This window comes from Streptomyces sp. NPDC055254 (assembly GCF_053606025.1).
On the sequence record NZ_JBSGQV010000001.1, the window covers coordinates 444,095 to 470,453 of the forward strand.

A 26,359-nucleotide genomic window follows, 5' to 3' on the forward strand; every position below is an offset into this window, starting at 1 on the left:
AAGTCCGAAGCCTGGGCACGGGCCAGGACCGAGGCCGGGCCGGCGGAGGGGGCCGGGGCCCGCCCCGGAGGCGGAACCTGGCGCAGTCCGGGAGCCGGGGCCGAGACCGGGAGCTCGGCGTGCGCCGGGGCGGCACTCGGGACCTGAGCCACCTGAGTCGGACCCGCGGCGGGGGCCGGAACCGACGCGGCCCCCGGAGGCGTGGCCGGGGCGCCGGCCGGGCCCCGCGCCGTGACCGGGGCCTGGCTGGGGACGTGCGCCGGGGCCTGACTCGGCGCCGGCGTTCGGCCCCGGACAGGAGGCGGGGTCGAGACCGGGAGTCGGGCCGGGGCCGGGGCCGGGGCCGGAGTCTCGGTCGGGGTCGGGGTCGGGGTCGGGGTCGGGGAACCTTTTTGATGCTTCGTCACCGTGGGTTGACCGTCCCCTCGTCGCGTCGGGTGCCGTTGGCCGATGCCTTCTCCCCTACCCCCGGTGGCGGAAACGAACGGCGGGGCGTACCGGCGTACGGGCGGCGCATCAGAGGCTCGTCTCCAGCGCGCGGACCCGGGACAGCGCGGCCTCCCGGTGTTCCGAGGGCGGATCTCCGAGCCGCTGCCACAGCTCCAGCGCGGCCCGGTAGGCGTCCAGGGCCGCGCGGGGCCGGGCCAGCCGTTCCAGTACCTCGCCGCGTGATTGCTGGACGCGCGCGGCCAACCCGAGGGCCGCGCCCCGAGCCTCCTCCGGGCGGTGCTCGTCCCCGCCCGCCTCCAGGGCGGACCGCCACGCGCGCCGGTAGGAGTCCACCGCCCGGTCGAGGCGGTCGGCCGCCCGGGTGTGGCCGTGGATCTCCCGCTGCACGTCGCCGTGGTCCCGCCAGGCGCGGGCCCGCTCCAGGGGGCAGCGGCTCTGCCGGACGGCCAGCTCCAGCAGGTACTCCGCCTCGCGCAGGTCCACCGGGTCGCCCTCGTACGCGTGCCGCAGCCGTAGCCCGGAGGCCAGCCGCAGCAGCCGGTGCGCGGAACCGGGGTCGGACTGCGCGACCGCCGACCGGCTCTCGCGCAGCACGCGCACCGCGGTCCCGGTGAACCGCCGCCCGTCGGGCACCGCGCGGGCGCGGTCCAGGAGTACGTCGCCCCACTCGGGCAGCAGTTCCGCGAAGGCCTCCGCGTCGCGGGGGATCAGCCGCCGGGCCCGGCCGTACGCCTCGGCGGCGTCCTCCAGGGCCAACGGGTCGGCGTCACGGGCGTACCGGGCCCGGTGCACCCGTGCGAGGCAGATCAGGGCGGCCACCCGCAGCTCGGGGTCCGGCCCGGGCGGGTCGAGGGCCGCGCCCAGCTGGCCGGCCGCCTCCTCCAGCCGCCCGGGCAGGTGCCGGAGCACCCCGGCGAGCTCCAACCGCACCCGGGCCGCCTGCCCGGGCGGCCCGTCGGGACCGCGCAGCAGCATTCCCAGTACCGCCCGCAACCGCGCGGCGGCCTCCTCCGCGAGCGCGTCCCGCTCTGCGGCCCCCGCGGCGTACGGCACCAGCGCCGACAACACCTGCCCGAGCACCAACTGCGCCTCCGCGTCCCCGTCCCCGTCCCCGGCGTTGCCGCTGCCGCTACCCGGCTCGGGCGCGGCGCCCGCGTCGGCGGGTCCACTGCCACCGCCGAGCGGGGCAGCAGGCACGGCGCGCACCTCACCACCGCCCGGCGGGGCAGCGGGCACGGCGCGCACCTCACCACCGCCCGGCGGAGAAGAGGGCACGGCACGCTCGCCACCACCGCCCGGCGGGGCAGCGGGCACGGCGCGCTCCGCACCGCCCGGCGGAGCGGGGGCCAGCGGGCGCTCCGGACTGGCGTCCCCCGGCGGGGTGTGGGACGGCGACCCGGCACCGGCAGATGCGGCACGCTGCTCGGCGTCGCCCGGCCGGGCAGCGGGCACGGCGCGCTGCTCGCCACCGCCCGGCGGGGCGGGCGGCGCGGTGCGCTGCTCGGCGTCGCCGAGGGATGCGGGCGGCGACGAGCGCGTCCGGCTGCCGCCCGGCGGGGCGTCGGGGCCCGGTGCGGCACTCGGCGGGGCATCGGGGCCCGGTGCGGCAGGGGGCGGCGGTGGGGCATCTGGCCGCGGGTGTTCCGCGCCTCCGGCTCCCGGCGGGGGGCACGGGGGCGGAGGGGTCGTGAGAGGCGTGAGGGTGGTGCGGGCCTCGTGGAGGGGGGCGGGGTCTTCGTGCAGGGTGCCGAGGTGCAGCAGGGTGCGGGCACGGCGGATCGCGCAGTCGCGCCGCCGGCGCGGGTCCCCCGTCGCGGCCGCCGCCGCGAACTCGCGGTCCGCCGCGGCCAGCAGCTCCGCGTCCGGTGCTCCCGCCAGCGCCCGCTCGTACAGCACCCGGCCCAGCACCGCCCGCGCCGCCGCGACCGTCCGCAGCGCGGGCGCGGACACGGCCCGCTCCGCCTCCGCCAGGAGTTCCGGGTCGCGCTGCTCCGCCCACAGCCGCAGCAGCGCCCCCGCCAGTTCGGTCTCCGCCTCCCCCGGCTCGTCGCCCGGCGCCTCCGGGGCCGCCACCGCGCGCCGCAGCACCGCCACCGCCTCGTACAGCGCGCGTGCGTCCCCGTCGGCGAGCCGCTCGCGCGCCGCGCGCACCGCTGCCGCCCGGACCCGCGCCGACGGGGGCGCGGCCAGGGGCGCGGCCGCCGCCGGGCCCGCCTCCGTCCCGGGCAGGTAGCGGCGTACGACCTTCGCCGAGACCTGGGCGAACGCCTGCGCGAAGGCCTCCGGGAGCCGCCCGGCCGGCGCCCGCCCCGGGTCCCCCGGCCGGGGCCCCGGCAGTGCGACCGGCGCGCCCGTCAGCTGCGACACGGCCAGGGCGGGGAAGTTCCGTACGCCCCGCCCGAAGTGCGCCAGCACGTACTCCGAGCAGTGCTTGAGCACCAGCGCCGCCTCGTCCCGCCCCAGCGGCCCCAGCAGCACGTCGCGCACCCCGGGGACGAACTCGTACCACTGCCCCGCCGACGGCCCCACCCTCCGCAGCAGCCCGCTCAGCAACACCTCCGCCAGGTCGGACGGTTCCGAGTCCGGCAGCATCGTGCGCTGCACCAGCCGCATCACCGGCAGGGTGAGCGGGGCCGCCGACAGGTACACCGCCAGTTGGACGGCGCGCGGCCCGGCCGAGGACCGGAACCGCGCCACCAGCTCGCGCGGCGGCCGTTCGGCGCGCGGCGGCGGTACCCGCGCCGCCGGGTGGTCCGCCCGTACCCGGCCCACCTCGGCCGGTACCGGTCCCGCCCCCAGCCCGGCGACGAGCCGCGCCCAGGTACCGAGCGCGGTGGCGCTCGGCGGCAGCACGGGCACCGTCAGGCCCCCGGTGGGCCGCCCCGGCGCCGGCGGCCGGTCCGACCGGAATTTCAGCTTCCCGCCCCCGCCCTCGACCCGGGCCAGGGTGCCCCGCTCGGTCGGCAGCCAGCTGCGCCCCCACAACCGCTGCGGCAGCGGCTGCACGACCACGCACGGGGTGCACTCGGCCCACCGGTGCAGCAGCCGCTGCGCCGCGCCCTCCCGCCACAGCGGCCCGGCGCAGTCGGAGACCACCATGGTCAGCGCCCGCCCGGTCGGGTCCCGCAACTGCTCGCCGGAGCGCATCGCGGCGCCGGGCTCGGGGCCGCGGCCGATCGCCGCCGTGCCGTCCGCCAGCCGGTGCAGGTAGTGCACCTGGACGTCCCGGAAGGCCCCCAACCGCTCGCACACGGAACGAAGTTCCTCGAACATCTCCTGCCACACCGCCATCGAGGGCGACGCGTCCATCACCAGCCGTACGGTCGCCTCGCGCCGGCTCTCCCCGCGCAGCACCGGGATGATCAGGCCGAAGGCCCGGGCGCTGGCCTCGACGGTGGCCGGCTCGTCGAGCACCGTCCGGGTGGGCGGCGCGGGCGGCCGGTGCCGCTGCAGGACGCGCAGGGCCCGCTGGATGTCCAGGATGCGGGGCAGCGCGGCCGCCCCCGGCACCCGTACGGGCACTCCCCGGTCCCCCGCCGGTCCGCTCCGGGCCGGCGCGTCCCCGGGCAGTTCCGCCTCGGGCTCCTCCGCTACGTCCGCCCCGCCGACTCCCGCGCCCGCCGGGTACGGGGGCCCTTCGGTCGCGTGGAGGCCGACCCGCCCGCGCGCTGCCCCGGGCCCCCCGGCGGGCGGTACGGGCTCCTCCCGCGAGCTGACCGGATCCTCAGCTTCCGGCCCGGTCCCGGACCCCGCCCCCGAGGCGGCCCCGGCCCCCGCGCCGGGCCCGTGCGCCGACCCGGGCGGCCACGCCCGCGCGGCGTCCGCCGCCGGGCCGGACCGCCGGATCCGCCCGGCCAGCCACAGCGCGTCGGCGAGTTCCCCGGCCGTCGGATCGAGCCCGGCGTCCCGGAGCAGGGCGGCCAGTTCCCGGATGCCGGGCCCGCCGGGCGCCCCGGATGCGGGCACCGGCGGCGGGCCCGGCGCAGGCGCCGACGATGCGGACGGTGACGATGCGGACGGTGCCGCCGATGACGCCGATGACGATGGCGACGCCGAGGACCAGGGCGACGATGGCGACGGCGGCGCGGCGTCGGACGGTGGTGGCACGGCCCCTCACCTCGGGCGGTCGAGGCGCTGGATGAGCAGGTCGGCGAGGTCCTCCCGGGTGGGCGGGGCGGCGTAATGGGTGAGGTACACGGCATTGAGCAGCTGGTCGGCGGCGACCAGTTCGGACTGCGAGCGGCTGAGGAACTCGCGGATCAGTTCGGCCCCGAGCCGGGCGGCCTCCTCGCCGAGGTGGGCGCGGACCATGGTGGCGAGCCGTTTCTCCCCGGGCTGGCCCAGCTTGAGCTGGACGCAGCGGCGCAACAGCGCGGCCGGGAAGTCCCGTTCGCCGTTGCTGGTCATGATGATGAACGGGAACGCCCGGCACTGCACCCGGCCGCCCCGCACGGTCACCTTCGCCCCGTCGTCGCTCAGGACCTGGACCTCCGGCTCGGTGTCCGCGACCCGTTCCAGCTCGGGGAGGGCGAACTCCCCCTCCTCCAGCACGTTCAGCAGGTCGTTCGGCAGGTCGATGTCGCTCTTGTCGAGCTCGTCGACGAGGAGCACCCGGGGCCGCGTGGTGGGCAGCAGCGCGGTCCCCAGGGGACCGAGCCGGATGTACTTCCCGATGCCGGGCGCCCGCCAGGGCCCCCCGCCCGGCCCGGCGCCGCCCCCGCTGCCCGGTGCGCCTTCGCCCGGCGCTCCGCCGGCCCACGCCCCGCCCCACGCCCCGCCGCTCGCCGCGATCTGGACGTCCTGGAGCCGGGCGAGGGCGTCGTAGCGGTACAGCCCGTCCTGGAGCACCGTCCGCGACACCACGGGCCAGCGCAGTACCCGCCCCAGTTTCAGCTCGTGCGCCACGGCGTGCGCGAGGGTGGACTTCCCGGTCCCGGGGAAGCCGGTCACCAGCAGCGGGCGGCGCAGGTACAGCGCCGCGTTGATGGCCTCCAGCTCCTCGGGCTCGGGCCGGTGCAGCTCGGCGGCCTGCCGGTGCGCCCCGAGCCGCCGGGCGATGCTCCCGTCGGGCGTCCCGGCCACCCCCGCCGGCCACTCGCCCGAGCCACCCGATCCGCCCGGGCCACCCGGGCCGCCCGCGGCGCCCGGCTCCCCCACGGGACCGCCGTCGAAGTCGCGCCACGGCGGCGGGTCGGGCAGGGCGTCGATCCCGTCGTGCGGCTCACCGACCCCCCGGTAGATGAGCCATTCGTCGTTCATGGCCGCTGCTCCCTCCTGCCGGTCACAGGTCCCCCTGGAGCGGCTCGTCCTCGGGCAGGGCGCGCGCGGGGTCGTCCCACACGAGCGCGGCACCCGCCGCCCAGTACGCGTCCGGGTCCGCCCCGTGCGCCCTCCCCCGCAGCTCCTGCATCCGCACCGGCAGGGTCTGCGCCCGTCCCGCGTCGGCCAGTTCCTCGCGCAGGCCCCGGTGGAAGGGCGCGCACGAGGCGGTCGGGTCCGCCGGGGGCTGCCGGCAGACCACCACCCCGTAACCGGCCTCCCGTACGGCGTGCAGCGACCCGAGCGTGGGTTCCGAATCGGGCGCCCGGCAGTGCACCGGAACCGTGTTGTCGGGCAGCCCGGACAGCCACTCGGTCGAGGGGCTGCGCGGGCGGCCCCGCGCGCAGTCGGCCCGTTCGTCCGCGACCGGGCCCGCCTGCACCCGCGCCCACCGGGCGTCCGCCGCCGCGAATCCGGCGGGTGCGGCCGGGCCGGCGCCGCCGACGGGATGCCGCAGCACCACCGGCCGCTGCACCCCCACCGGCACCCCGCCCACCAGCCGCCACTCCTGCACCCCGAGGCCGAACAGCTCGGGCGCGACGGCCACTTCGAGCAGCGCCGGCGCGTCGTGCGTGTCACACCGCCGGAAGGCCTCCGCGAGCGGGGCCCGCGCGGCCTCCGCGAGCCCCGCCCGGGTGGCCCGGACGCCCTCGTCCACCGGTGTCACCCGCCCCGGGCGGGCCGGTCCGGCCAGGACCGAGACCCGCCAGTCGTACACGTCCTCCCAGCTGTGCGCCCAGATCTCCAGCAGCACCGACACGCCCGGCACCAACCCGCCCGACGGCCGGGCCCGGCCGTGCGCCGGCCGGCCGGCCGAGGACCGCCGGCGCCGCTCGCGCTCGGCCAGGCCCCGCTCGCGGCGCTCGCCGAGCTCCCGCCGCAGCGGCCGCCACAACCGCTCGGCCGTGGCCCGTACCCAGTCCCACAGCTCCTCGTCGGCGCCGGGGGCCGGCGGCTCGCGGTAGTCGGCCACGCTCACGTCCGTCGCGTAGCGGAGCATCGCCACGGCCTCCCCCGTGCCGCCCGGCGGGTCGTGCAGCAGCCCCAGCCCGTCGCGCCAGCTCAGCGGGGCCGGGGGCTGGGGGTCCGGCTCCTCCCCGCGCGCCGTCTCGACCAGGGCCCGTACGACCTCCGAGGAACCGGGCGGGGGCAGTTCGGCGAGCAGCCCGCACAAGGTGGTGCGCTCGCCCGGGGTCAGCCGCCCGCGTCCGCCGTACGCGTCCCCTTCCTCGCGCGGCAGCTCGCCGTGCACGTCCGTCCAGGTGCGGCGGCTGTCGAGGTCGCTGAGGTGCTGGTCGTAGTGGTAGAGGTCGTGGGCCTGCATGACCCGGCGGTAGAGCCCGGTCCGGTCCGCCGCCGCCATCGGCAGGGTGCGCAGCTGGACGACGGACACGGCGAGCCCGCCGCCCGCCCCGGACCGCCGGGCCTTGACCACGCCGACGACCTCGCCGCGCGCCAGGTCCACCACGGGCCCGCCCGACATGCCGGGCTCGATGTCGTCGTCGCCGCCGAGCCGGATGGCGGCGCCGTTCCCGGCGGTGCCGTGCAGCCGGGTGGTGCGGCCGGTGATCTCGGGGGCGCCGAGGTCCTCGGTGCAACCGAAGTACGCCACCTCGTCGAACCGGGGCCTGGACCGGTCGGTCAGCCAGACGCAGGCGTGCGAGACCGGTGCGAGGACCCGTACGAGCGCCAGGTCGGGAAGGTCCCACAGGGACCGGGGGCCGGGACGGCGCTCCTCCAGCCGCTCGGGCAGTACGCATTCCACGCGCCCGGCGACGGTCCCGGTCGCGCCGCTGCCGCCGGAGGAGAAGGTGATGCCGACCTCGCGCCCTGCCAGACGCACCGCAGCACCCCCTTCACCGACCACGTGGGCGCACGTCAGGACCCAGCCGGGGGCGATGAAGAAACCGCTGCCCCAGGTGGGTCCGGGCGAGTAGCCGCTGCGGGTCTCATACCCGCGCGGAGGGGCGTGGACGCGTACGGTCGCGGCGTGGACGAGGGGTTCGAGGAGCTCGAAGGCGCGCGCGGTACCCACCGTGCGCCCGTCGGTCATCCGCGCCCCCCGCTCGTGAGGCATCCAGGCTACCGCCGGGTACGCCGCGGGCGGGAGATCTCTCCACAGCTCGCATTATCCTGGCGGGAAACACCCCATCACGGCACGGAGCCCCCCTTGTACTTCACCGATCGCGGCATCGAGGAGCTGGAGAAGCGGCGCGGCGAGGAGGAGGTCACCTTCGAGTGGCTCGCCGAGCAGCTCCGCACCTTCGTCGACCTGAACCCGGACTTCGAGGTTCCGGTGGAACGCCTGGCCACGTGGCTGGCCCGCCTGGACGACGACGAAGCCGACGACGAGTAGCCTTCCGCAGCCGGCCGGCGGCGGCGCGACGGCAGTCGCTCCACGCACGCGGCGGGGCCCGTCCACCGAGGTGGACGGGCCCCGCTGCGCGTGGAGCGCGGAAACGAAGGCTCAGGCGGCCTTGGTCTCCCAGAAGATGCGGTCGACCTCGGCGATGAGGTCGAGGGCCTTCTGGCCGGTCGCCGGGTCGTTCGACGCCTTGGCGGCCGAGAGGGCCTTCAGGGTGTCGTTGACCAGGGTGTGCAGCTGCGGGTACTTCTCGAAGTGCGGCGGCTTGAAGTAGTCGCTCCACAGCACCGAGACGTGGTGCTTGGCGAGCTCGGCGCGCTGCTCCTTGATGGTGATGGCGCGCGCGCGGAAGTCGGCGTCGTCGTTGGCCTGGTACTTCTCCTGGACGGCCTTGACGGACTCGGCCTCGATGCGGGCCTGGGCCGGGTCGTACACGCCGCACGGCAGATCGCAGTGGGCGGAGACCTTCGCCTTGGGGGCGAAGAGGCGGGAAAGCATGGGGTGTGTCCTCCTCGTGATCGTCTTCTCAAGGGGGAGATTACTCGCTGGGGAAGCGCATTTCGCGGGCGCCCCCGTGGGCTTAGGACAAAAGTCCAGGGTCGCGGCGGGACCGGTGAGCGAATGTACGGGGCGGTGCGGCAGCATGCGGGGGTGACGAGGAGGACACGCATGGTGGACAGGACGCGCCGGCGCGGGCGGTTCGAAGTCGTGGAGGTGGCGGGGCCCTCGATGGCGCCCACGCTGATCGACGGCGACCGGCTGCTGGTCCGCTACGGGGCCGTCGTCCGGCCGGGTGCCGTGGTGGTGCTGCGCCATCCCTTCCAGCAGGACCTGCTGGTGGTCAAGCGGGCGGTCGAGCGGCGGCCGCGCGGCTGCTGGTGGGTGCTCGGCGACAACCCGTACAACGAGACCGGCGACAGCACCGACTACGGGCCGGTGCCCGGCGAGCTGGTGCTGGCGACGGCGGTCCTGCGCTTCCGGCCGCGCGAGGAGGGTCAGCTCTCGCTGAGGGCGCGGCTGTCCTGGGCCGTCTCGGCGCTGCGGCCGCTGCGGGCGGATTCCTCGGCCTCCAGGCGCTTGCGGGCGCGGTAGGCGGCCACGTTGGCCCGGGTGGCGCAGCGGTCGGAGCAGTAGCGCCGGGAGCGGTTGGTCGAGGTGTCGAGGTAGGCGTTGCGGCAGGGCGGGGCCTGGCAGAGGCCGAGGCGGTCCGGGCCGTGCTCGGTCAGGTGGAACGCCAGGCCCATGGACGCGATGGCGGCGTAGCCCGCGGACGCGTTCGAGGGATGGTCGGCGAGGTGGATGTGCCAGTGGGGGGCGCCGTCCTCGCCGAGGGTCTCGTGGCCGGAGACCTGGGGGCTGACGGGGAACTCCATGAGCAGCGAGTTCAGCAGGTCGACGGCGAGGACGTGGTCGCCGCCGTCGGCGGCCTCGAAGACGGCGCGCAGCCGGCCGCGGACGTTGCGGAAGCGGGTGACGTCCGTGTCCGTGACGCGCCGTGCCATCTGCACGCTGGCGCCGAACAGGGCGCGGACGGCGTCCACCGAGGTGAGCGAGTCCTTGTTGCGGGCCGGCTCCTCGGTGTTGACCAGGCGCACGGCATAGTCCGAGTAATGGGCCAGTTCCACTTGTAGTCCTTACGGCTGCGGGTTACCGTCTCGGTAACAGCTGAGACGGATACGAGGGTATTACGTACGGAGGGGTTCGCGATGGCTGCTACGACGGAGAACGGCACCCACTGGCAGGCCTGGCAGGACAGCTGGGACCGCCAGCAGGAGTGGTACATGCCCGACCGCGAGGAGCGGTTCCGGGTGATGCTGGACATGGTCGAGGCACTGGTGGGCCCCACCCCCAGGGTGCTGGATCTCGCGTGCGGTACGGGAAGTATCACGGACCGCGTCCTCAAGCGGTTCCCGGAAGCCACCAGTACGGGCGTCGATCTCGATCCCGCGCTGCTGGCCATCGCCCGGGGGCATTTCGCCGGTGACGCGCGGGTCGCGTTCGTGACCGCCGACCTCAAGGACCCCGACTGGCGCGGGACCCTCCCCCACGACACCTACGACGCCGTCCTGACGGCCACCGCCCTGCACTGGCTGCCGAGCGGCGACCTCACCGTCCTGTACGGGCAGCTGGCGCCGCTGCTCCGCCCCGGCGGCGTGTTCATGAACGCCGACCGCATGCCCGATCCGGCCACCCCGCGCATCGACGCCGCCGAGCGGGCGCACCGGCACGCGGGCATGGACCGGGCCAAGGCGTCCGGGGTCCCCGACTGGCGCGAGTGGTGGGCGCTGGCGGCCGAGGACCCGCTGCTCGCGGAGGCGGTGAAGGAGCGCTTCGCGATCTACGGGGAGCACGCCGACGGGGACACCCCCTCGGAGGCGTGGCACGCCCGGACCCTTCTGGACGCCGGCTTCGCCGAGGCCCGTACGGTCTGGCGCTCCCCTTCGGACGCACTGGTCCTAGGTCTGAGGTAGGGACCTCGGATCGCCTGGCGCGGTACGGGGAGAACGCCCGAGGGGCGGTACGGGAATCCGTACCGCCCCTCGGGCACCGCTCGCGTCCGCCGGTCAGAGGACCTTGGACAGGAAGGCCTTCGTCCGCTCGTGCTGCGGGTTGCCGAGCACCTCGCGCGGGTGGCCGGACTCGACGACCACGCCGCCGTCCATGAAGACGAGGTTGTCGCCGACCTCGCGGGCGAAGCCCATCTCGTGGGTGACCACGATCATGGTCATGCCCGACTCGGCCAGGTCCCGCATGACGTCCAGGACGTCACCCACCAGCTCCGGGTCGAGGGCCGAGGTCGGCTCGTCGAAGAGCATCAGCTTCGGCTCCATCGCCAGCGCGCGGGCGATGGCCACGCGCTGCTGCTGACCGCCCGAGAGCTGCGAGGGGTAGTTGCCGCCCTTGTCGCCCAGGCCCACGCGGTCCAGGAGCCGCACCGCGCGCTCGCGCGCCACGGCCTTGCTCTCGCCCTTGACCATGATCGGGGCTTCCATGACGTTCTCCATGGCCGTCATGTGCGGGAACAGGTTGAAGCGCTGGAACACCATGCCGATGTCCTTGCGCTGCGCCGCGACCTCGCTGTCCTTGAGCTCGTAGAGCTTGTCGCCCTTCTGGCGGTAGCCGACGAGGTTCCCGTCGACGTACAGCCGTCCGGCGTTGACCTGCTCCAGGTGGTTGATGCACCGCAGGAACGTCGACTTGCCCGAGCCGGACGGACCGACCAGACAGAACACCTCACGCGGGGCGACCTCCAGGTCGATGCCCTTGAGGATGTGCGCCGCGCCGTAGGACTTGTGGACGCCCTCGGCCTTCACCATGGCAGTCGTCATCAGGCCACCGCCTTGCTGTTCGAGAAGCTGGACAGTTTCGCCTTGATCTTCTGCAACGGCGTGGGCGGCAGCGAGCGGAGCGCACCGCGGGCGTAGCGGCGCTCCAGGTAGTACTGGCCGACGCTGAACACGCTGGTCAGGGCGAGGTACCAGATCGACGCGACGAAGAACATCTCCATCACCGCGAACGACGTGGACGCGATGTCCTGGGCCGCGCGCAGCAGGTCGAAGTACTGCACGGCGACGACGAGCGACGAGGTCTTGAGCATGTTGATGAACTCGTTGCCCGACGGCGGCACGATCACCCGCATGGCCTGCGGGAGCACGACGCGGCGCATGGTCTGCATCCGGGTCATGCCGAGCGCGTGCGAGGCCTCGCTCTGGCCTTCGTCGACCGACTGGATGCCGGCCCGGACGATCTCCGCCATGTACGCACCCTCGTTGAGGCCGAGACCCAGCAGGGCGGCCAGGAAGGGCGTCATGACCTGAGTCATCTCGTCCTTGTAGAAACCGAGGTTCAGGATCGGGAAGATCAGTGCGAGGTTGAACCAGATGAGGAGCTGTACGTACACCGGGGTGCCACGGAACAGCCAGATGTAGAACCAGGCGATGGTGCTGGTCACCGGGTTCTTCGAGAGCCGCATCACTGCGAAGAGAACGCCGAGGACCAGGCCCAGGGCCATCGCGGCGACGCTGATCCAGACGGTGTTGACGACACCACGCAGGATGGTGGGGTCGAACAGCTTCTCCGGCACGGTCGCCCAGCGCACGTTGCCCTGCGAGAAGGCGATCGCGAGCGCCAGGACCAGGCCGATCACGACCACGGCACTGATCCAGCGGCCGTAGTGGCGGACCGGGATGGCGCGGATCGCCTCGGGGGGGACGGCCCCGGCCGGCGGGGTGTCCGCCGGGTCCGGGACCTTGTCGAGCTTGTCAGTCACAGTGACTGCCCTTCAGTGTGCTGCGGTATGCGCGGAGGTCACGAGCCTGCGTTGATCTTGGCCTCGGTCACGGCGCCGGAGCCCGCGTTCCACTTGTCCAGGGCGGCCTTGTACGTGCCGTCCTTGATGACCGCGTCGAGGGCTTCCTTGAGCGCGTCGCGCAGCTCGGTGTTCTTCTTGTCCACCGCGATGCCGAAGAAACCGGCGTCGCTCGGGGTGACGATGGCCTCGAAGTCGTTGCCGCCGCCCGCCTCCTTCGCGATGTGCGCGGCGACCGGGGCGTCGTTGAGGTCGGCGACAGCGCCGCCGGCCTTCACGCGGGTCTGGGCCTCGGCGTCGGTCGGGAAGGACTCGATCGAGAGCTCGCCCTTGCCGTCCGTCTTGCACTTCTCGGCCTGGGTCTTGGCAACCGTCTCGTAGGTCGTGCCGCGCTGGACGGCGACCTTCTTGCCGCACAGGTCGTCGAGGGTCTTGATGCCCTCGGGGTTGCCCTTCTTGACCAGGATGGCGGTGGAGGACGAGAAGTAGTCGACGAAGTCGACACCGGCACCGGTCTTGGCGCCCTTGTCGTCCAGGCCCTCCTGACGGGCCTTGGTGTCGGTCAGCGAGGACATGACCACGTCGCTGCGGCCGGTCTGCATGCTGCCGACCAGCGTGTCGAAGGTGCCCGACTCGAAGGCGAACTTGACGCCGAGCTGCTTCTCCATGGCCGCCGCGATGTCGGGGTCCACGCCGACGATCTTGCCGCCCTCGGTGAACTCCATCGGCTTGTACGTCGCGTCCGTGCCGACCTTGATCACGCCGGCGTCCCGGATCTTCTTCGGCAGCTTCGCGAAGAGCGGCGCGGTGCTGTTCGCCTCGCCCGAGGGGGTGGCGGAGGCCCCGTCGGTCTGGTCACCGCAGCCGGTGAGCATCAGGGCGCCCGCGACCGCGATCGCGCCGACCGCGGCGATCCGGGACCGAGCGGCGGTCGTACGACGGGTGGTGCTTGCGGTCATGAGCGGTTCCTCCGGCAGGTGGAAAAGCATCCGAGAGTGGTCGGGCACGCACCATCGAGTGTCGCGACCTTGTGTGATTAGGGGCATCTTGCCATTCGGACTGACGCATTCAGGCTGCCCATCAGGTCAAAATCAGATAACGGGCGACCCCGGGTACCCGACATGCCTCCGGGGAACGCGTCCCGCGACGGGATGATGCGCCGCCCCAGGCCCCGTACGGCTCACTTTTTGCGGCCCGTCTCGACCATCGGGCGCCTGCTCTTGGACTTTTAACCAAAACCGGGACAAGAGGCTTATGGTCGAGCCGGAATCGACTCGTCTGGGTGAGCGTTCTTCGGGTAGAACAGATCCTTACACCCCTCATCCGGGGCTCAGGGCGCGCGTGCGGCGCGCCCGCGCGTACGAACCTCCCCTTCGCGGAGGCGGGCCAACCGCCGATGCGGAGTACGGACGCGGTGCCTGCCCACCCCTTAACCAGGAGTGGCCAACCCTCACGATTCAAAGACTTAAGGGGCCAAGAAGTGGCAGCGGAGATCGTCAATCCTCGCAGCGACAGCGTGACGGACAACAACCCGGACGCCGTGTTCGCACTGCACCGGGGCGGCAAGATGGCCATTCAGGCCACCGTGCCGGTCCACAACAAGGACGACCTGTCCCTCGCGTACACGCCGGGCGTGGCGAAGGTCTGCAGCGCCATCGCCGAACAGCCCGAGCTCGTGAACGAGTACACCTGGAAGTCCAACGTGGTCGCCGTCGTCACCGACGGCACGGCCGTGCTCGGACTCGGTGACATCGGTCCCGAGGCCTCCCTCCCGGTGATGGAGGGCAAGGCGATCCTGTTCAAGCAGTTCGGTGGTGTCGACGCGGTTCCGATCGCGCTGGCGACCAAGGACACGGACGAGATCATCGAGACCGTCGTCCGTCTGGCGCCGTCCTTCGGCGGGGTGAACCTGGAGGACATCTCGGCGCCCCGCTGCTTCGAGATCGAGCGCCGGCTGCAGGAGCAGCTGGACATTCCGATCTTCCACGACGACCAGCACGGCACGGCCATCGTGACGCTCGCGGCGATGCGCAACGCGGCGAAGCTGACCGGGCGCACCCTCGGCGACCTGCGTGCCGTGATCTCGGGCGCGGGCGCGGCGGGCATCGCCATCGCCAAGATCCTGGTGGACGCGGGCATCGGTGACGTCTGCGTCACCGACCGCAAGGGTGTCGTCTCCGCGGACCGCTCCGACCTGACGGACGTCAAGGCGGAGATCGCGGGGCTGACCAACAAGACCGGGCAGACCGGCTCGCTGGAGCGGGCCCTCGCGGGCGCGGACGTCTTCATCGGCGTCTCCGGCGGCACGGTCGCGGACGCGGCGGTGGCCTCGATGGCGAAGGACGCGTTCGTCTTCGCCATGGCCAACCCGAACCCGGAGGTCCACCCGGACGTCGCGCACAAGTACGCGGCGGTCGTGGCGACGGGCCGTTCGGACTTCCCGAACCAGATCAACAACGTGCTGGCGTTCCCGGGCATCTTCGCGGGTGCCCTCAAGGTCCGCGCCACCCGGATCACCGAAGGCATGAAGATCGCCGCCGCCGACGCCATCGCCGGTGTCGTGGGTGACGAGCTCGCCGCCGACTACGTGATCCCGTCGCCGTTCGACGAGCGCGTGGCCGAGGCCGTCTCCGCGGCGGTCGCGGCCGCCGCCAAGGCCGACGGCGTCGCCCGCCTGGTCTGACCCGTCCGCGTACGAGAACGGGCCGTGCCGCCCCTCCCCCGACGGGGACGGGCGGCACGGCCCGTTCTCGTAGGACCGGGGGACCACGCACGGAGACGGCTGTGACGCCCGTCACCGGCGGCGGGTCGAACGCCGCGAAATGCCCCGCCCTGCGGCTCCGGGCGGCCGCGAACCCCGCGGGTGTGGTGAAAGAGGGACTGGAACCGCCCCCTACCGAGCGGTAGCGTCTGGCCGCATGTTCGCTGCCTACGCCGCCCGAATCGACCGTGACCAGCCGCTGAACGGCCTTGAGCTGGGCGACCGCCCGGCGCCCGAGGCCCGCCCCGGCTGGGTGACCGTGAACGTCAGGGCCGCCTCGCTCAACCACCACGACCTGTGGTCGCTGCGCGGAGTCGGCCTCGGCGAGGAAAGACTCCCGATGATCCTCGGCTGCGACGCCGCCGGGATCGACCAGGACGGCAACGAGGTCGTCCTGCACTCCGTGATCGGCCAGAGCGGTCACGGGGTCGGCCCGGACGAACCGCGCTCGATCCTGACCGAGCGCTACCAGGGGACCTTCGCCGAGCAGGTGACCGTGCCCGCCTGGAACGTCCTGCGCAAGCCGGCCGAGCTGTCCTTCGAGGAGGCCGCCTGCCTGCCCACCGCATGGCTGACGGCGTACCGGATGCTCTTCACCAACGCCGGGGTGCGGCCCGGGGACTCCGTCCTCGTCCAGGGCGCGGGCGGCGGCGTCGCGACCGCCGCGATCGCCCTCGGCAAAGCGGCGGGCCTGCGGGTCTTCGCCACCAGCCGGGACGAGGCCAAGCGCGCGCGGGCGGTGGAGCTGGGCGCGGTGGAGGCGTTCGAGCCGGGCGCGCGGCTGCCGCAGCGGGTCGACGCCGTGATCGAGACCGTCGGCGCGGCCACGTGGTCGCACTCGGTGAAGTCCCTGCGCCCGGGCGGCACCCTGGTCATCTCCGGTGCCACGAGCGGGGACCGCCCGGCACACGCCGAACTGACCCGGATCTTCTTCCTGGAGCTCAAGGTCGTCGGCTCGACGATGGGCTCGAAGGACGAGTTGGAGGACCTGCTGGCGTTCTGCGCGACGACGGGTCTGCGACCGGTCATCGACGAGGTACTCCCGCTGGACCGGGCGCGCGAGGGCTTCGAGAAGCTGGCGTCGGGCGACCTCTTCGGCAAGATCGTCCTGACTCCCTGACCCGAGACCCCGCGACCCCGGCACCCTGTCGCCCGACATCCTGGCGCCCGACCTCCCGCGACCCATTTGTCGTCAACCGGGGTTGACATCCGTCCCGCGTCAACCTAAATTGACATGCATGACGGAAGCTACCGATCTCGCCGAGCGGGCCGGCGACCACGACCCGCGCGTGGGCCTGCGTTCCGTGGCCGCCCTCCGCAGGCTGCTGGAGCAGCTGGAGGCCGTACAGGTACGCAGTGCCCGCGCGCAGGGCTGGTCCTGGCAGGAGATCGCGGCCGAGCTGGGCGTCAGCCGGCAGGCCGTGCACAAGAAGTACGGGAGGCTTTGATGTTCGAACGCTTCACCCCCGACGCCCGGTCCGCGGTCACCGGGGCGGTGACCGCGGCGCAGGATGCGGGGGCCGCCTCGGTCGCCGAGGAGCACCTGCTGCTCTCGCTGCTCGCCCTGGGCACCCTGGACCCGCTGGGCGTGGACCGGGCCGCCGTCGCCGCCGACCTCGCGGCGGCCCGCCGCCGGGGCGGCATGTCGAAGGCGGACGAGGAGGCACTGGCCGGCCTCGGGATCGACCTCACGGAGATCGTCTTCCGCGTCGAGGAGACCCACGGCGAGGGCGCGCTGGCGTCCCCGGCTCCCCGCAGGCGCGGCCTGGGCGCCTCGCTCCGCTCGGCCCTGGGCCGCGCCGACCCGCACGACCGCGCCGGCAGCTACCGGCCGCCCTTCACCTCGGGCTCCAAGCAGGTCCTGGAGCAGTCCCTCCGGATCGCCCTGGGCCGCCACGACCGCCGCATCGGCGCCCTGCACCTGCTCCTGGCGCTGGTCTCCCGCCCCGGCACGGTCTCCGAGGTCCTGGCGGACCACGGGGTCACCTACGGCCGTGCCGAGGCGGGCCTGGCCGCCTGATCCGGAGCCGGGACCGCGCGCCCGGCCCCGCGGCTCAGCCCGTACGGAAGGTTCCCGCGAGGCGGGACGCCGCTTCGGCGAGGTGGGTACGGGCCTCGACCAGCCGGGCCGGGGTCACGCCGTGGTCTCGGGCCGCGTCCCGGACCTCGTCGCGGAAGCGGTCGAGCAGGCGGTCCAGGTCCCGGCCGGGATCGCCGGTGACCGCCAGGTCATCGGCCCAGTCCGTGTCCACCACTCGGTACGCGGCCGGGCCGGCCGCAGCGTGGGGCCCGGAGGCCGTCCCGTCGGGACCGGCGGCGGGGGTGCCGGAGCCGGCCGGCGCCGAACCACCGCCCAGCCAGGCACCCGCCAGGCTGCCCAGGACTCCGCCCGAGCGGGCGAACTGCTCCTGGAGCTGCATGGCGATGCGCTGCACCTCCTCGCGGGCCCGCTCCTGGGCCTCCTTGGCCTGGCGGCGGGCCTGCTGGGCCTCCTCGCGGGCCCGACGGCTCTCGTCCTTGGCGCGGCGGGCCTGCTCCTTCCACTCCTGCTTCGCCTTGCGCAGCTCCTCCTTGGCCGCCTTCCACGCCTCGTCCTCGACCGGGGTCGCCGACGCGGAGGCCGCCGCCCGCATCTCGCGGCGCAGAGCGCCCGCCGCTCCCCGGACGTCGTCACGGATCTCGGCGGCCAATTCGGACACCGAATCGCGGATCTCCAGCTCCAGGTCGGCGAGTTCGCCGCCGCGGTCGGCCAGTTCGGCACGGCCCGCCTCGGTGATGGAGTACACCTTGCGCCCGCCCTCGGTGGCGTGCGTGACCAGGCCCTCGGCCTCCAGCTTGGCCAGCCGCGGGTACACGGTGCCCGCGGAGGGCGCGTAGAGCCCCTGGAAACGCTCCTCCAGCAGGCGTATCACCTCGTACCCGTGGCGCGGGGCCTCGTCCAGCAGCTTGAGGAGGTAGAGGCGGAGGCGGCCGTGGGCGAAGACGGGCGGCATGTCAGAGCACCTTCTTGTCGAGCGCGAGGGGGGTTTCGGCGGAGTCCTGGGTGTCGGCGGCCGGGCGCCGCAGCAGGGCGATCCCGCCCGAGACGGTGGTGGCCCGCAGGGTGCCCGTACCGGAACCGAGGGTGCCGGTGATCCGCTTGGCCCCCAACTGCCCGCTGACCCGCAGGTCCTCGAAGGCGTTGGAGACGCCGCCGGTGGCGGTGTTGGCCTCCACCCGGGCGTCGGCGGGATGCGGGAGCCGGATGGCGACCTGCCCGGAGACGGAGTTCAGCGTGATGTCCACGGGACGGTCGGCGGCCGGGTCGAGGTCCAGGTCGATGAGCATGTCGCCGCTGACCGAGTCGGCCCGTACGCTCACGCCCGCGCCGTCGACCACGGTCAGGCCCCCGGACACCGAGTGGAAGCCGAGGTCGCCCGTCACGGACTGCGCCTCGACGGCGCCGGAGACGGTGTGCGCCTTGACCCGGCCGGACAGGCCGACCAGCGTGGCGTCGCCGGAGACCCCGTTGACCTCGGTGCCGCCGGCGATGCCGGAGACGAAGGCGGTGGCGTCCACCGCGGCCAACCGGACGTGGGTGGCGGCGGGGACGGTGAGGGTGACGACGGCGCTGCGCTCCCAGGCCTTGCGGCCGGAGGCGGAAGCCGCCCAGGCCTTCCAGGGCTTGCCCTCGAACCACTTCTTGAAACCCTGTGCGCCGTTCCAGGGCAGGTCCTCGTAGGAGACGGTAAGGACGCCTTCCTCCTGCACCACGTACAGGGGCGGCCCGTCGATCGCGCTCGCCTCCAGGCGGGCGGGTCCCTCCTCGGCGGCGACGACGTTCACCGTGCCGCTGACGAGTCGGACGCGGAGCTCGGTGACGGGCTCCTCGAAGGTGAGCTTCCGGTCTTCGGCGATGTGCCACGTCGACTGCGACGCCTGCTCTGACATGGTGCTGCTCCTCCTCGTGCGTTCACGGACCGGACTCGACGCACGCAACATATCGCGTCTTATGAACAACACGATATATCGCGGATAGGGGAAGTCAAGTGAAAGTCGGACCAGCTCCTCTTCACCCGCATGGGGTGGGTTTCGGCGATTTGCCCTAGCGTGTGTGCATGCCGATCTCGAAGACCACGGCCGGCGGACTGCTGCTCTGCCGCGCCGAACCGCTCGTCGCCCGACCCGCCGCGCACCTGCTGCGCGTACGCCTCCTGCTCGCCCCGGCCGGCGAATGGAGCGCGCTCGTCCCCGAGGGCAAGCCGTGGCGCGACGGCGAGGAGACCGTGGCGGAGGTCCTCGCCGGCTGGGGCTCAGCAGTTGCGGTCGGCGCCAACTGGCCCGTCATGAGCCTGTGGTGGGAGGACGGCCGGACCGGCTTCGCCCTGTCGAGCGGGTTCCGTCGCACCGCCTCCTACGCGTGGGACGCCGACGGGGCCCCGGTCGGCGAGCCCGACACCATGCGGACGCTGGCGGCCCGGCTCGGCCTGGACCCCGTCCTCGACCTGGAGGAACTGGAACGGCTCACCCGCCCCGACACCGATGCCGCCGTCAACGGCGAGAGCCGCCTGCTCGTCCTGATCGCGCTGCTGGCCCGGGCCGGACTGGCCCTGCCCGCCGGCCTCTCCCCCGGCGAACCGGCCGACCGGCTGCGGGAGGCGGCCCGGTGCGCGCCGGGTGCCGAGACGGTGGAGTGGTCCGGCTGGCGCGACGCGGTGCGGGCGGAGTTGGACGTGGTGGAGGACGGCCCGATGGGCCCGTGGGTGCGGGGGCCGAGGGCCCGGCTCCTGGGCGCCGCCGAGCTCGCCCTCGGGGGGCCGCTGGTGGTGTGGGCCGCGCGGGGCCGCCGGCCGGGGTGGCTGGCGGCGGGTGCGCTGCTGACCGCGCACGGCGCCCTCGCCCTCGCCTACGACCACGCCCGCACCCCCCACCCCTGACCCGGGGCCCCGCCCCGTCCCCGCCGGACCGCCGTCCGGGGCCCCGCCCCGTCGCCGGCGCGGCCGAAGGTGCCCGTACGCGGCGCGGCGCACCGGACCACCCCGCCCCGAACCTCCGGGACTCCGCCCCGCACCCGCGCCTCAATCGCCGGCGGGGCTGGATGTGCCGACCCGGACCCAGAAGTGGCCCGGGCCCGCGCCTCTCGCCGGCGGGGCCGGCCTCCCGGGAACCGCCGCCCCGCAGGGAACCGGCCCCCAGGGGCGCCGACCAGCCGCCCGCCCCCGCCAGGGCAACCACCCCGCAGGGCACCGGTACCGCACCCCGCAGGGGACCGGCACCCCGTAGGGGACCCGCGTCGTCCGCCCCGCCGCCCGCCCAGGGCTACGCGGCTTCCAGCAGCGGACTCGCATGGTGCCTCAGCCACGCCCGGTACGGCGACGCCCGGAGCGCCGCCTCGCGATAGGCAGCGCGGAGGTCCTCGTAGACGTCCGCATGCGCACCCGGCGCGGTCGCCAGCAGCAGCCGCACCGCCAGCGGGTCGCCGGACAGCGGCCGGATCGCCATGTCCTCCCTAGGCCCCGACGTCGGCTGGCACGGAGCCACCGCCTCGCCCGAGATGATCAGCGACGTCGCCGTGTGGTAGTCGGCGTGCAGCACCGGCGGGTCCAGCCCCGCCCCCGCGAACACCCGCCGCAGCCCGTCCCACTCCCCGTCGACGGAGGGGTCCACCGTCCAGCGGTCGGCGGCCAGGTCGCGTAACGAGACCACTTCCTGCCCGGCGGCCGGATGGTCCCGCGCCATCGACACGAACTGCGGCTCCCGCTCCATCAGCACGTGCAGCTGGAGCCCGGCCGGCACCCGCAGCGGGCTCCCCTCCACCTCGTGGACGAACGCCACGTCCAACTGCCCCGCCGCCACCATCCGCAGCAGCGCGTTGGCCGAGACGTCCACGACCAGCGAGGTCTCGGTGTCGGGCAGCCGCCCGTGCAGCCGCCGCAGCCACCCCGGCAGGGCCCGGCTGGCGGTGGAGCCGATGCGCAGCCTCGGCCCGTGGGCCAGCGCGCGGGCCTCCGCCACCAGCGCGGCCATCTCCGCGAGCAGCGGCCGGGCCCGGCCCAGCACGGTGCGGCCGAATGGCGTCGGTCGGCATCCGGTCCGCTCGCGCAGGAACAGCTCGCCGTCCAGGGCCCGTTCGATGCGGCGCAACTGGGTCGTCAGGGAGGGCTGGCTCACACCGAGCTGCCGGGCGGCCTTGTGCAGACTCCCGGCGTCGGCGATGGCGCACAGGGCGCGCAGGTGCCTGACCTCAAGCTCCATGCCCCGAGAGTAGGCCGGTCCCGGTGGACCGCACCAGCCACTGGGAGCCCATCGAATCCCGCCATTCTCACGGAAGTTCATCCGCCGAAAACGTCCCGATAGCCCTGCGTTATCGGTGGCTGACATCATCCCCCGGCGCCTTCGGCTCCTCCAGACTCCGGTACCGAACGACCCACCCCCCACGTCGGATGAGCAGGAGCCCCCACATGCGCCACTCCCGAAAGGCCGTTCTGGCCACCGCGGCAGGCCTCGGCCTCGCCGCCGCCCTCGGCGCCGTCCCCAGCGCCAGCGCGGCCACCGCTCCGATCGTCTCGGGCACCGAGGCGAGTTACACGGCGTACGAGCGTTCCCAGGAGAACGCCACCGCGAACCGGGCCTTCTTCGACGCCGTGCGGCGCTCGGTCGCCGAGCAGCGCGCTGCGAACCCGGGCGCCCTCGCGGTGACCGTCACGTACAACACCCGCAACGCGCCGAGCTTCCGCACCCAGATAGCCCGCTCCACCCAGATCTGGAACAGCTCGGTGACCAACGTCCGGCTCCAGGAGGTGTCCACCGGCGGCAACTTCTCGTACCGCGAGGGCAACGACTCGCGCGGCTCGTACGCGAGCACGGACGGGCACGGACGGGGTTACATCTTCCTCGACTACCGCCAGAACCAGCAGTACAACTCCACCCGGGTGACCTCGCACGAGACCGGCCACGTGCTGGGCCTGCCGGACCACTACTCGGGCCCGTGCAGCGAGCTGATGTCGGGCGGCGGCCCGGGCACCTCGTGCCAGAACGCCACGCCGAACAGCGCCGAGCGCTCGCGCGTCAACCAGCTCTGGGCCAACGGCTTCGCCTCCGGCCTGGACACGAAGGCGGCGGCCACGAAGGGCTGACCCGACGACGGTCCCGGACGCCCCGGCGCCCGGGACCGTCGCCCGCCCGCCCCGGACGGGCGCGGGCGCGGTGGTCGGCGGCTACGCCGCGGCCCCGCCCCTCGGCTTGCGCCACATCGGCCACATCAGCGGCCCGTCGGGCAGCCTCACCGCGTCACCCGTGAACTCCCAGCCGAGCCGCTCGTACAGCCCCTTGCTGCGCTCGCTGCTCGCCTCCAGGTACGCCGGCACGCCCTCGCGGTCGCAGCGCTCCAGTACCGGCCGCATCAGCGCGCTGCCGAGCCCCTCCCCCTGCCGCTCGGGGGTCACGGCGATCATCAACAGGTACTCGTGCTCCTCCGCCGTCGGGTGCACCTCCCCCGTCAGCCGGCCGACCAGCTCGCACCGCTCGTTGTCCGGGTCGGCCGCCGCCCGCATCTTCGCCGGGACCTCGTCCTCGACGGCCTCCGCCCCCGGGTCGCCCGCCGGGATCCGCAGCCACAGCGCGGCCGCCGAGCCGTCCACCGCGTAGTCGATCCGGCCCTCGGCCAGCGCGACGTCCACGAAGACGCCGAGGAACCTGCCGTGCACGGCGGCCCGGTGCTCCGGGTCCGGGAAGACCCAGCTGCTCACCGGGTCGTCGCGGAAGGCCTCGTCCAGCAGCCGCGCGACGGCGTCCCGGTCCGACTGATCAGCCCGACGTATCTCCAGCGCCACTGGTCACACCCTTCACTCACGTGTCAACAACCGGGAGTGATCCTAGAGTTGGCCCGCGAACGGCGTAAGGCCCGTTCCGGCACCGTACGGTGCCGGAACGGGCCGCCCCCGGGCTCCTACGGGCTCACCTGGTGCGGCGCGTGACGAACTCGGCCAGGGCCAGCAGCCCGCCCGCCGCCCCCAGGTCGGGAACGGCCCGCGACAGCTGCTGCACCGCCCGGCCCATCCGGTCCGCGGCATGGGCCTGCGCCCAGTCGCGGCCGCCGGCCCGGTCCACCGCGTCGGCCGCCCTGCGCACGTCGTCCCCGGTCATGGGGCCCGCGTACAGCTCGGCCAGCTCCTCCCCCGCCGCCGTGCCCGAGGTGAGGGCCGCGACGACCGGGAGGGACTTCTTGCGGGCGATCAGATCCGCCCCGGCCGGCTTGCCGGTGTGCGCCGGGTCCCCCCAGATGCCGATCAGGTCGTCGATGAGCTGGAAGGCCAGCCCGGCCTCCCTTCCGAAGGCGTCCATCGCGTCGGCCTCGTCCGGTCCGGCCCCCGCGTACAGCGCACCGAGCGCGCACGCGCAGCCGAGCAGGGCACCGGTCTTGGCCGTGGCCATGGACACGCACTCGTCGAGGGTGACCTCCTCGCGCCGTTCGAAGGCGCAGTCCGCCTGCTGACCGGCGCACAGCTCGATGACGCAGGCCGCGAGCCGGGCCGAGGCCGCCGCCGACGCCGGGTGCGGATCCTCGGCGAGGAGCCGCAGCGCGAGCGCCATCATGGCGTCGCCCGTGATGATCGCGTCCGGCGTGCCGAAGACGGTCCAGGCGGTGGCCCGGCCGCGGCGCCGTACGTCGTTGTCGATGACGTCGTCGTGGAGCAGCGTGAAGTTGTGCGCCAACTCCACGGCGGCCGCGGCCCGTACGGCGTCGTCCGCGGTGCGGCCCGGACCCAGCAGGGCCTGCGCCGCGGCCAGCACCAGGGCGGGCCGGACGGCCTTTCCGGCGTTGCCCGCGGCCGGTGTGCCGTCCGCGTGCTCCCAGCCGAAGTGGTACATCGCGACGCGCCGCATCGAGCCGGGCAGGCTCTCCACCGCCCGGCGGATCTCCGGGTTGACCGTTTCTCTCGTCCGCTCCAGGAGGGCCGTCGCCTCCTGGCCCTCGCCGGTCGTGACCGCCTCAGTGGTCGCCATGGCGTGTCCGTCCCGCCTGTCCGCGTATCCGGCCGGCCGCCTCAGCTCCAGCGGCCGATCTCGACGTTCTCCAGTACGCCCAGCGCGTCGGGCACCAGCACCGCGGTGGAGAAGTAGGCGGTGACCAGGTAGGAGATGATCGCCTGCTCGCTGATCCCCATGAAGCGGACCGACGTGCTCGGCTCGATCTCGTCCGGGATGCCCGGCTGGTGCAGGCCGATCACACCCTGCTCGTCCTCGCCGGTGCGCATGCACAGGATGGAGGTGGTGCGGGCGTCGCTGATCGGGATCTTGTTGCTCGGGAAGATGGGGACCCCGCGCCAGGCCGGCACGTGGTGCCCGCCGATGTCCACGGACTGCGGGTACAGCCCGCGCCGGTTGCACTCGCGGCCGAACGCGGCGATGGCCTTCGGGTGCGCGAGGAAGAACTTGGAGCCGCGCCGCATGCTGAGCAGCTGGTCCATGTCGTCGGGGCTGGGCGCGCCGTCGTGGGGCTGGATGCGCTGGTCGTAGTCGGCGTTGTGGAGCAGGCCGAAGTCGCGGTTGTTGAGCATCTCGTGCTCCTGGCGCTCGCGCAGCGCCTCGACCGTGAGCCGCAACTGCTGCTCGGTCTGGTTCATCGGCTGGTTGTAGAGGTCGGCGACGCGGGTGTGCACGCGCAGAACCGTTTGCGCGATGGAGAGTTCGTACTCCCGCGGGCGGGCCTCGTAGTCCACGAAGGTGCCCGGCAGGACGGCCTCGCCCTGGTGGCCGGCGGAGAGCTCGATGGCGGCCTCGCCGTACTTGTTGGTGCGCTGGGCGGGCAGCGTCCGGACGTGCTCCACGTGCTCGCGCAGCGACTCGACGCGGTCGGCGAGCAGCTGGAAGTCCTGCCGGGTGAGGACGAGGGCGGTTCCGGAGGTGACGGCGCGGGCGGTGTACTCCCAGATCGCCTCCTCGTCGACGAGGGAGTCCTCGCCGAAGTAGGTGCCGTCGGCGACGGTGCGCAGGACGGCGTCCTCTCCGTAGGGGCCCGGGCCGACCTGCTCGACGCGGCCGTGGGCGAGCAGGAACACCCGGTCGGAGCCGCTGCCGAAGGAGGTCAGCTCCTGGCCGGCCTCGAAGTCGATCTGGCTGCACCGCTGGGCGAGTTCGCCGAGGACGTCGAGGTCCTCGTACTCGCGCAGGAGCGGGAGCTCGCCGAGCTCGGCCGGGATGACCTGCACCTGGGTCCCGGTCTTGATGAACTCGACGCGTCCGTCACCGACCGAGTAGCTCAGCCGGCGGTTGACGCGGTACGTGCCGCCCTGGACCGACACCCACGGCAGCATCTTCAGCAGCCACCGCGAGGTGATCTCCTGCATCTGCGGCGCGGACTTGGTCGTGGTCGCCAAGTTCCGTGCGGCGGACGTGCCGAGGCTGCGCTGCGGTGCCTGGATCTCGGATTCGGGACCAGCCTGGACCGACATGTATTTCCCTTTCGATCACTCCATGGGTCTGCGCGGCCAGCCTTCCAGTGCGGAACGTGATGAGACCATTACACAAAAGGGTGGGACTACTCCGTCCGAGTGCTGGGCACTCTAAGGAGTTGAATTCCGCCTCACCCACCCCAGGGGCCCCACGCGTTCCGGCCATCACACCTCTCCTCGCCTCCTAACTTGCATCGAAGATGCAACTTTCCCTACGCTGCGCCCATGCGGCTGACCCGATTCACCGACCTGGCGCTGCGCGTCCTGATGCGCCTGGCCGTCGAGGAGACGGACCTCCCCACCACGCGGGACGTGGCGGCGACCATGGAGGTCCCGTACACCCACACGGCCAAGGTGGTCGCCAAGCTGCAGCATCTCGGCCTCGTCGAGACCCGCCGCGGCCGCGGCGGCGGACTCGCACTGACCTCGGCGGGACGCGCCGCCTCGGTGGGCGGGGTCGTGCGCGAGCTGGAGGGAGCGGGCGACGTCGTCGACTGCGACAGCGCCAAGCCCTGCCCCCTGCGGGGCGCCTGCCTGCTGCGCGGGGCCCTGCACCGGGCGCAGGAGGCCTTCTTCGCCGCGCTGGACACCCTGACGGTGAACGACCTGGTGGCGGCCCCTACGGGCCCGCTGCTCCTGGGCCTCTCGATCGGGGGACCCGGCCGGACCGAACGGCCCTGACCGAACGGCCCTGACCACCCGGGCCGGATGGCCGGTTCCCG

At 73.9% G+C, this 26,359-nt stretch carries 24 protein-coding genes; 10 read left to right on the forward strand and 14 right to left on the reverse strand.

What is annotated here, in order from left to right:
- Positions 1–516: 516 nt before the first annotated feature.
- From ACWFQ8_RS01935 to ACWFQ8_RS01945, 3 genes are all read right to left on the reverse strand, one after another.
- Positions 517–4,416, reverse strand: coding sequence for an SAV_2336 N-terminal domain-related protein (locus tag ACWFQ8_RS01935; protein ID WP_453784228.1), 3,900 nt, complete (start codon positions 4,414–4,416; stop codon positions 517–519).
- 147 nt (positions 4,417–4,563) lie between these two features.
- On the reverse strand, positions 4,564–5,709 hold the full coding sequence (locus ACWFQ8_RS01940; protein ID WP_453784229.1) for an AAA family ATPase: 1,146 nt from the start codon (positions 5,707–5,709) through the stop codon (positions 4,564–4,566).
- A 22-nt stretch (positions 5,710–5,731) separates the two neighbouring features.
- Positions 5,732–7,822 carry a VMAP-C domain-containing protein gene (locus ACWFQ8_RS01945; RefSeq protein ID WP_453784230.1) on the reverse strand — a complete coding sequence of 697 codons (2,091 nt, stop codon included), beginning with the start codon at positions 7,820–7,822 and terminating at the stop codon, positions 5,732–5,734.
- Positions 7,823–7,939: 117 nt separating this feature from the next.
- On the opposite strand from ACWFQ8_RS01945, the gene ACWFQ8_RS01950 reads away from it, so the two are divergent.
- The gene (locus ACWFQ8_RS01950) at positions 7,940–8,125 is read left to right on the forward strand and encodes a DUF6104 family protein (RefSeq protein ID WP_008741559.1); all 186 of its coding nucleotides are present in this window, start codon (positions 7,940–7,942) and stop codon (positions 8,123–8,125) included.
- Positions 8,126–8,236: 111 nt separating this feature from the next.
- Here ACWFQ8_RS01950 and sodN read toward each other — a convergent pair whose 3' ends face one another.
- A complete protein-coding gene (gene sodN / locus ACWFQ8_RS01955) occupies positions 8,237–8,632 on the reverse strand; it encodes a superoxide dismutase, Ni (protein ID WP_384372162.1) in 396 nt (131 codons plus the stop codon).
- Between the two features lie 171 nt (positions 8,633–8,803).
- Between sodN and sodX the strand changes: the two genes are divergently transcribed.
- A complete protein-coding gene (gene sodX, locus ACWFQ8_RS01960; RefSeq protein WP_453784231.1) occupies positions 8,804–9,226 on the forward strand; it encodes a nickel-type superoxide dismutase maturation protease in 423 nt (140 codons plus the stop codon).
- On the opposite strand, the gene ACWFQ8_RS01965 is transcribed toward sodX, so the two are convergent.
- Positions 9,130–9,759, reverse strand: a complete 630-nt coding sequence (locus tag ACWFQ8_RS01965; RefSeq protein ID WP_453784232.1) for a CGNR zinc finger domain-containing protein — start codon at positions 9,757–9,759, stop codon at positions 9,130–9,132. The two genes, sodX and ACWFQ8_RS01965, sit on opposite strands and share 97 nt — an antisense overlap.
- 81 nt (positions 9,760–9,840) lie before the next feature.
- Between ACWFQ8_RS01965 and ACWFQ8_RS01970 the strand changes: the two genes are divergently transcribed.
- Positions 9,841–10,605 (forward strand): class I SAM-dependent methyltransferase, encoded by a 765-nt coding sequence (locus ACWFQ8_RS01970; RefSeq protein WP_453784233.1) that lies wholly within the window; start codon positions 9,841–9,843, stop codon positions 10,603–10,605.
- Between the two features lie 93 nt (positions 10,606–10,698).
- Here ACWFQ8_RS01970 and ACWFQ8_RS01975 read toward each other — a convergent pair whose 3' ends face one another.
- From ACWFQ8_RS01975 to ACWFQ8_RS01985, 3 genes are read right to left on the reverse strand one after another with little or no spacing between them, the layout of a single operon-like run.
- On the reverse strand, positions 10,699–11,463 hold the full coding sequence (locus tag ACWFQ8_RS01975) for an amino acid ABC transporter ATP-binding protein (RefSeq protein ID WP_453784234.1): 765 nt from the start codon (positions 11,461–11,463) through the stop codon (positions 10,699–10,701).
- Positions 11,463–12,404, reverse strand: coding sequence for an amino acid ABC transporter permease (locus ACWFQ8_RS01980; RefSeq protein WP_384532516.1), 942 nt, complete (start codon positions 12,402–12,404; stop codon positions 11,463–11,465). The genes ACWFQ8_RS01975 and ACWFQ8_RS01980 overlap by 1 nt, the downstream gene beginning before the upstream one ends.
- Before the next feature lie 38 nt (positions 12,405–12,442).
- On the reverse strand, positions 12,443–13,402 hold the full coding sequence (locus tag ACWFQ8_RS01985; protein ID WP_453784235.1) for an ABC transporter substrate-binding protein: 960 nt from the start codon (positions 13,400–13,402) through the stop codon (positions 12,443–12,445).
- Between the two features lie 521 nt (positions 13,403–13,923).
- On the opposite strand from ACWFQ8_RS01985, the gene ACWFQ8_RS01990 reads away from it, so the two are divergent.
- From ACWFQ8_RS01990 to ACWFQ8_RS02005, 4 genes are all read left to right on the forward strand, one after another.
- The gene (locus ACWFQ8_RS01990; protein ID WP_453784236.1) at positions 13,924–15,126 is read left to right on the forward strand and encodes an NAD(P)-dependent malic enzyme; all 1,203 of its coding nucleotides are present in this window, start codon (positions 13,924–13,926) and stop codon (positions 15,124–15,126) included.
- Positions 15,127–15,361: 235 nt separating this feature from the next.
- Positions 15,362–16,324 carry a zinc-binding dehydrogenase gene (locus tag ACWFQ8_RS01995; RefSeq protein ID WP_453784237.1) on the forward strand — a complete coding sequence of 321 codons (963 nt, stop codon included), beginning with the start codon at positions 15,362–15,364 and terminating at the stop codon, positions 16,322–16,324.
- Between the two features lie 118 nt (positions 16,325–16,442).
- A complete protein-coding gene (locus ACWFQ8_RS02000; protein WP_384536013.1) occupies positions 16,443–16,652 on the forward strand; it encodes a helix-turn-helix domain-containing protein in 210 nt (69 codons plus the stop codon).
- Positions 16,652–17,224 carry a Clp protease N-terminal domain-containing protein gene (locus tag ACWFQ8_RS02005; protein ID WP_453784238.1) on the forward strand — a complete coding sequence of 191 codons (573 nt, stop codon included), beginning with the start codon at positions 16,652–16,654 and terminating at the stop codon, positions 17,222–17,224. Before ACWFQ8_RS02000 ends, ACWFQ8_RS02005 begins: the two co-directional genes overlap by 1 nt.
- A 34-nt stretch (positions 17,225–17,258) precedes the next feature.
- Here ACWFQ8_RS02005 and ACWFQ8_RS02010 read toward each other — a convergent pair whose 3' ends face one another.
- Positions 17,259–18,197, reverse strand: a complete 939-nt coding sequence (locus ACWFQ8_RS02010) for a helix-turn-helix transcriptional regulator (RefSeq protein WP_453784239.1) — start codon at positions 18,195–18,197, stop codon at positions 17,259–17,261.
- A gap of 1 nt (position 18,198) precedes the next feature.
- Entirely contained in the window at positions 18,199–19,134 is a 936-nt protein-coding gene (locus tag ACWFQ8_RS02015) for a DUF4097 family beta strand repeat-containing protein (protein ID WP_453784240.1), read from the reverse strand.
- Positions 19,135–19,301: 167 nt separating this feature from the next.
- Here ACWFQ8_RS02015 and ACWFQ8_RS02020 point away from each other — a divergent pair, with 167 nt between their 5' ends.
- The gene (locus ACWFQ8_RS02020; RefSeq protein ID WP_453784241.1) at positions 19,302–20,120 is read left to right on the forward strand and encodes a hypothetical protein; all 819 of its coding nucleotides are present in this window, start codon (positions 19,302–19,304) and stop codon (positions 20,118–20,120) included.
- Between the two features lie 382 nt (positions 20,121–20,502).
- On the opposite strand, the gene ACWFQ8_RS02025 is transcribed toward ACWFQ8_RS02020, so the two are convergent.
- Positions 20,503–21,438: a LysR family transcriptional regulator gene (locus tag ACWFQ8_RS02025; protein ID WP_453784242.1), complete on the reverse strand. Its 936-nt coding sequence runs from the start codon at positions 21,436–21,438 to the stop codon at positions 20,503–20,505.
- A gap of 206 nt (positions 21,439–21,644) precedes the next feature.
- On the opposite strand from ACWFQ8_RS02025, the gene snpA reads away from it, so the two are divergent.
- Positions 21,645–22,319 carry a snapalysin gene (gene snpA, locus ACWFQ8_RS02030; RefSeq protein WP_453784243.1) on the forward strand — a complete coding sequence of 225 codons (675 nt, stop codon included), beginning with the start codon at positions 21,645–21,647 and terminating at the stop codon, positions 22,317–22,319.
- 81 nt (positions 22,320–22,400) lie between these two features.
- Here snpA and ACWFQ8_RS02035 read toward each other — a convergent pair whose 3' ends face one another.
- The 3 genes from ACWFQ8_RS02035 to ACWFQ8_RS02045 all read right to left on the reverse strand — a co-directional run bounded on the left by ACWFQ8_RS02035 (position 22,401) and on the right by ACWFQ8_RS02045 (position 25,637).
- A complete protein-coding gene (locus ACWFQ8_RS02035; RefSeq protein WP_453784244.1) occupies positions 22,401–23,015 on the reverse strand; it encodes a GNAT family N-acetyltransferase in 615 nt (204 codons plus the stop codon).
- A 124-nt stretch (positions 23,016–23,139) separates the two neighbouring features.
- A complete protein-coding gene (locus ACWFQ8_RS02040) occupies positions 23,140–24,189 on the reverse strand; it encodes a family 2 encapsulin nanocompartment cargo protein polyprenyl transferase (protein ID WP_453784245.1) in 1,050 nt (349 codons plus the stop codon).
- Between the two features lie 41 nt (positions 24,190–24,230).
- Entirely contained in the window at positions 24,231–25,637 is a 1,407-nt protein-coding gene (locus ACWFQ8_RS02045) for a family 2B encapsulin nanocompartment shell protein (RefSeq protein ID WP_453784246.1), read from the reverse strand.
- 225 nt (positions 25,638–25,862) lie between these two features.
- On the opposite strand from ACWFQ8_RS02045, the gene ACWFQ8_RS02050 reads away from it, so the two are divergent.
- Positions 25,863–26,318 (forward strand): RrF2 family transcriptional regulator, encoded by a 456-nt coding sequence (locus ACWFQ8_RS02050; protein WP_453784247.1) that lies wholly within the window; start codon positions 25,863–25,865, stop codon positions 26,316–26,318.
- The last annotated feature ends 41 nt before the right edge of the window (positions 26,319–26,359 follow it).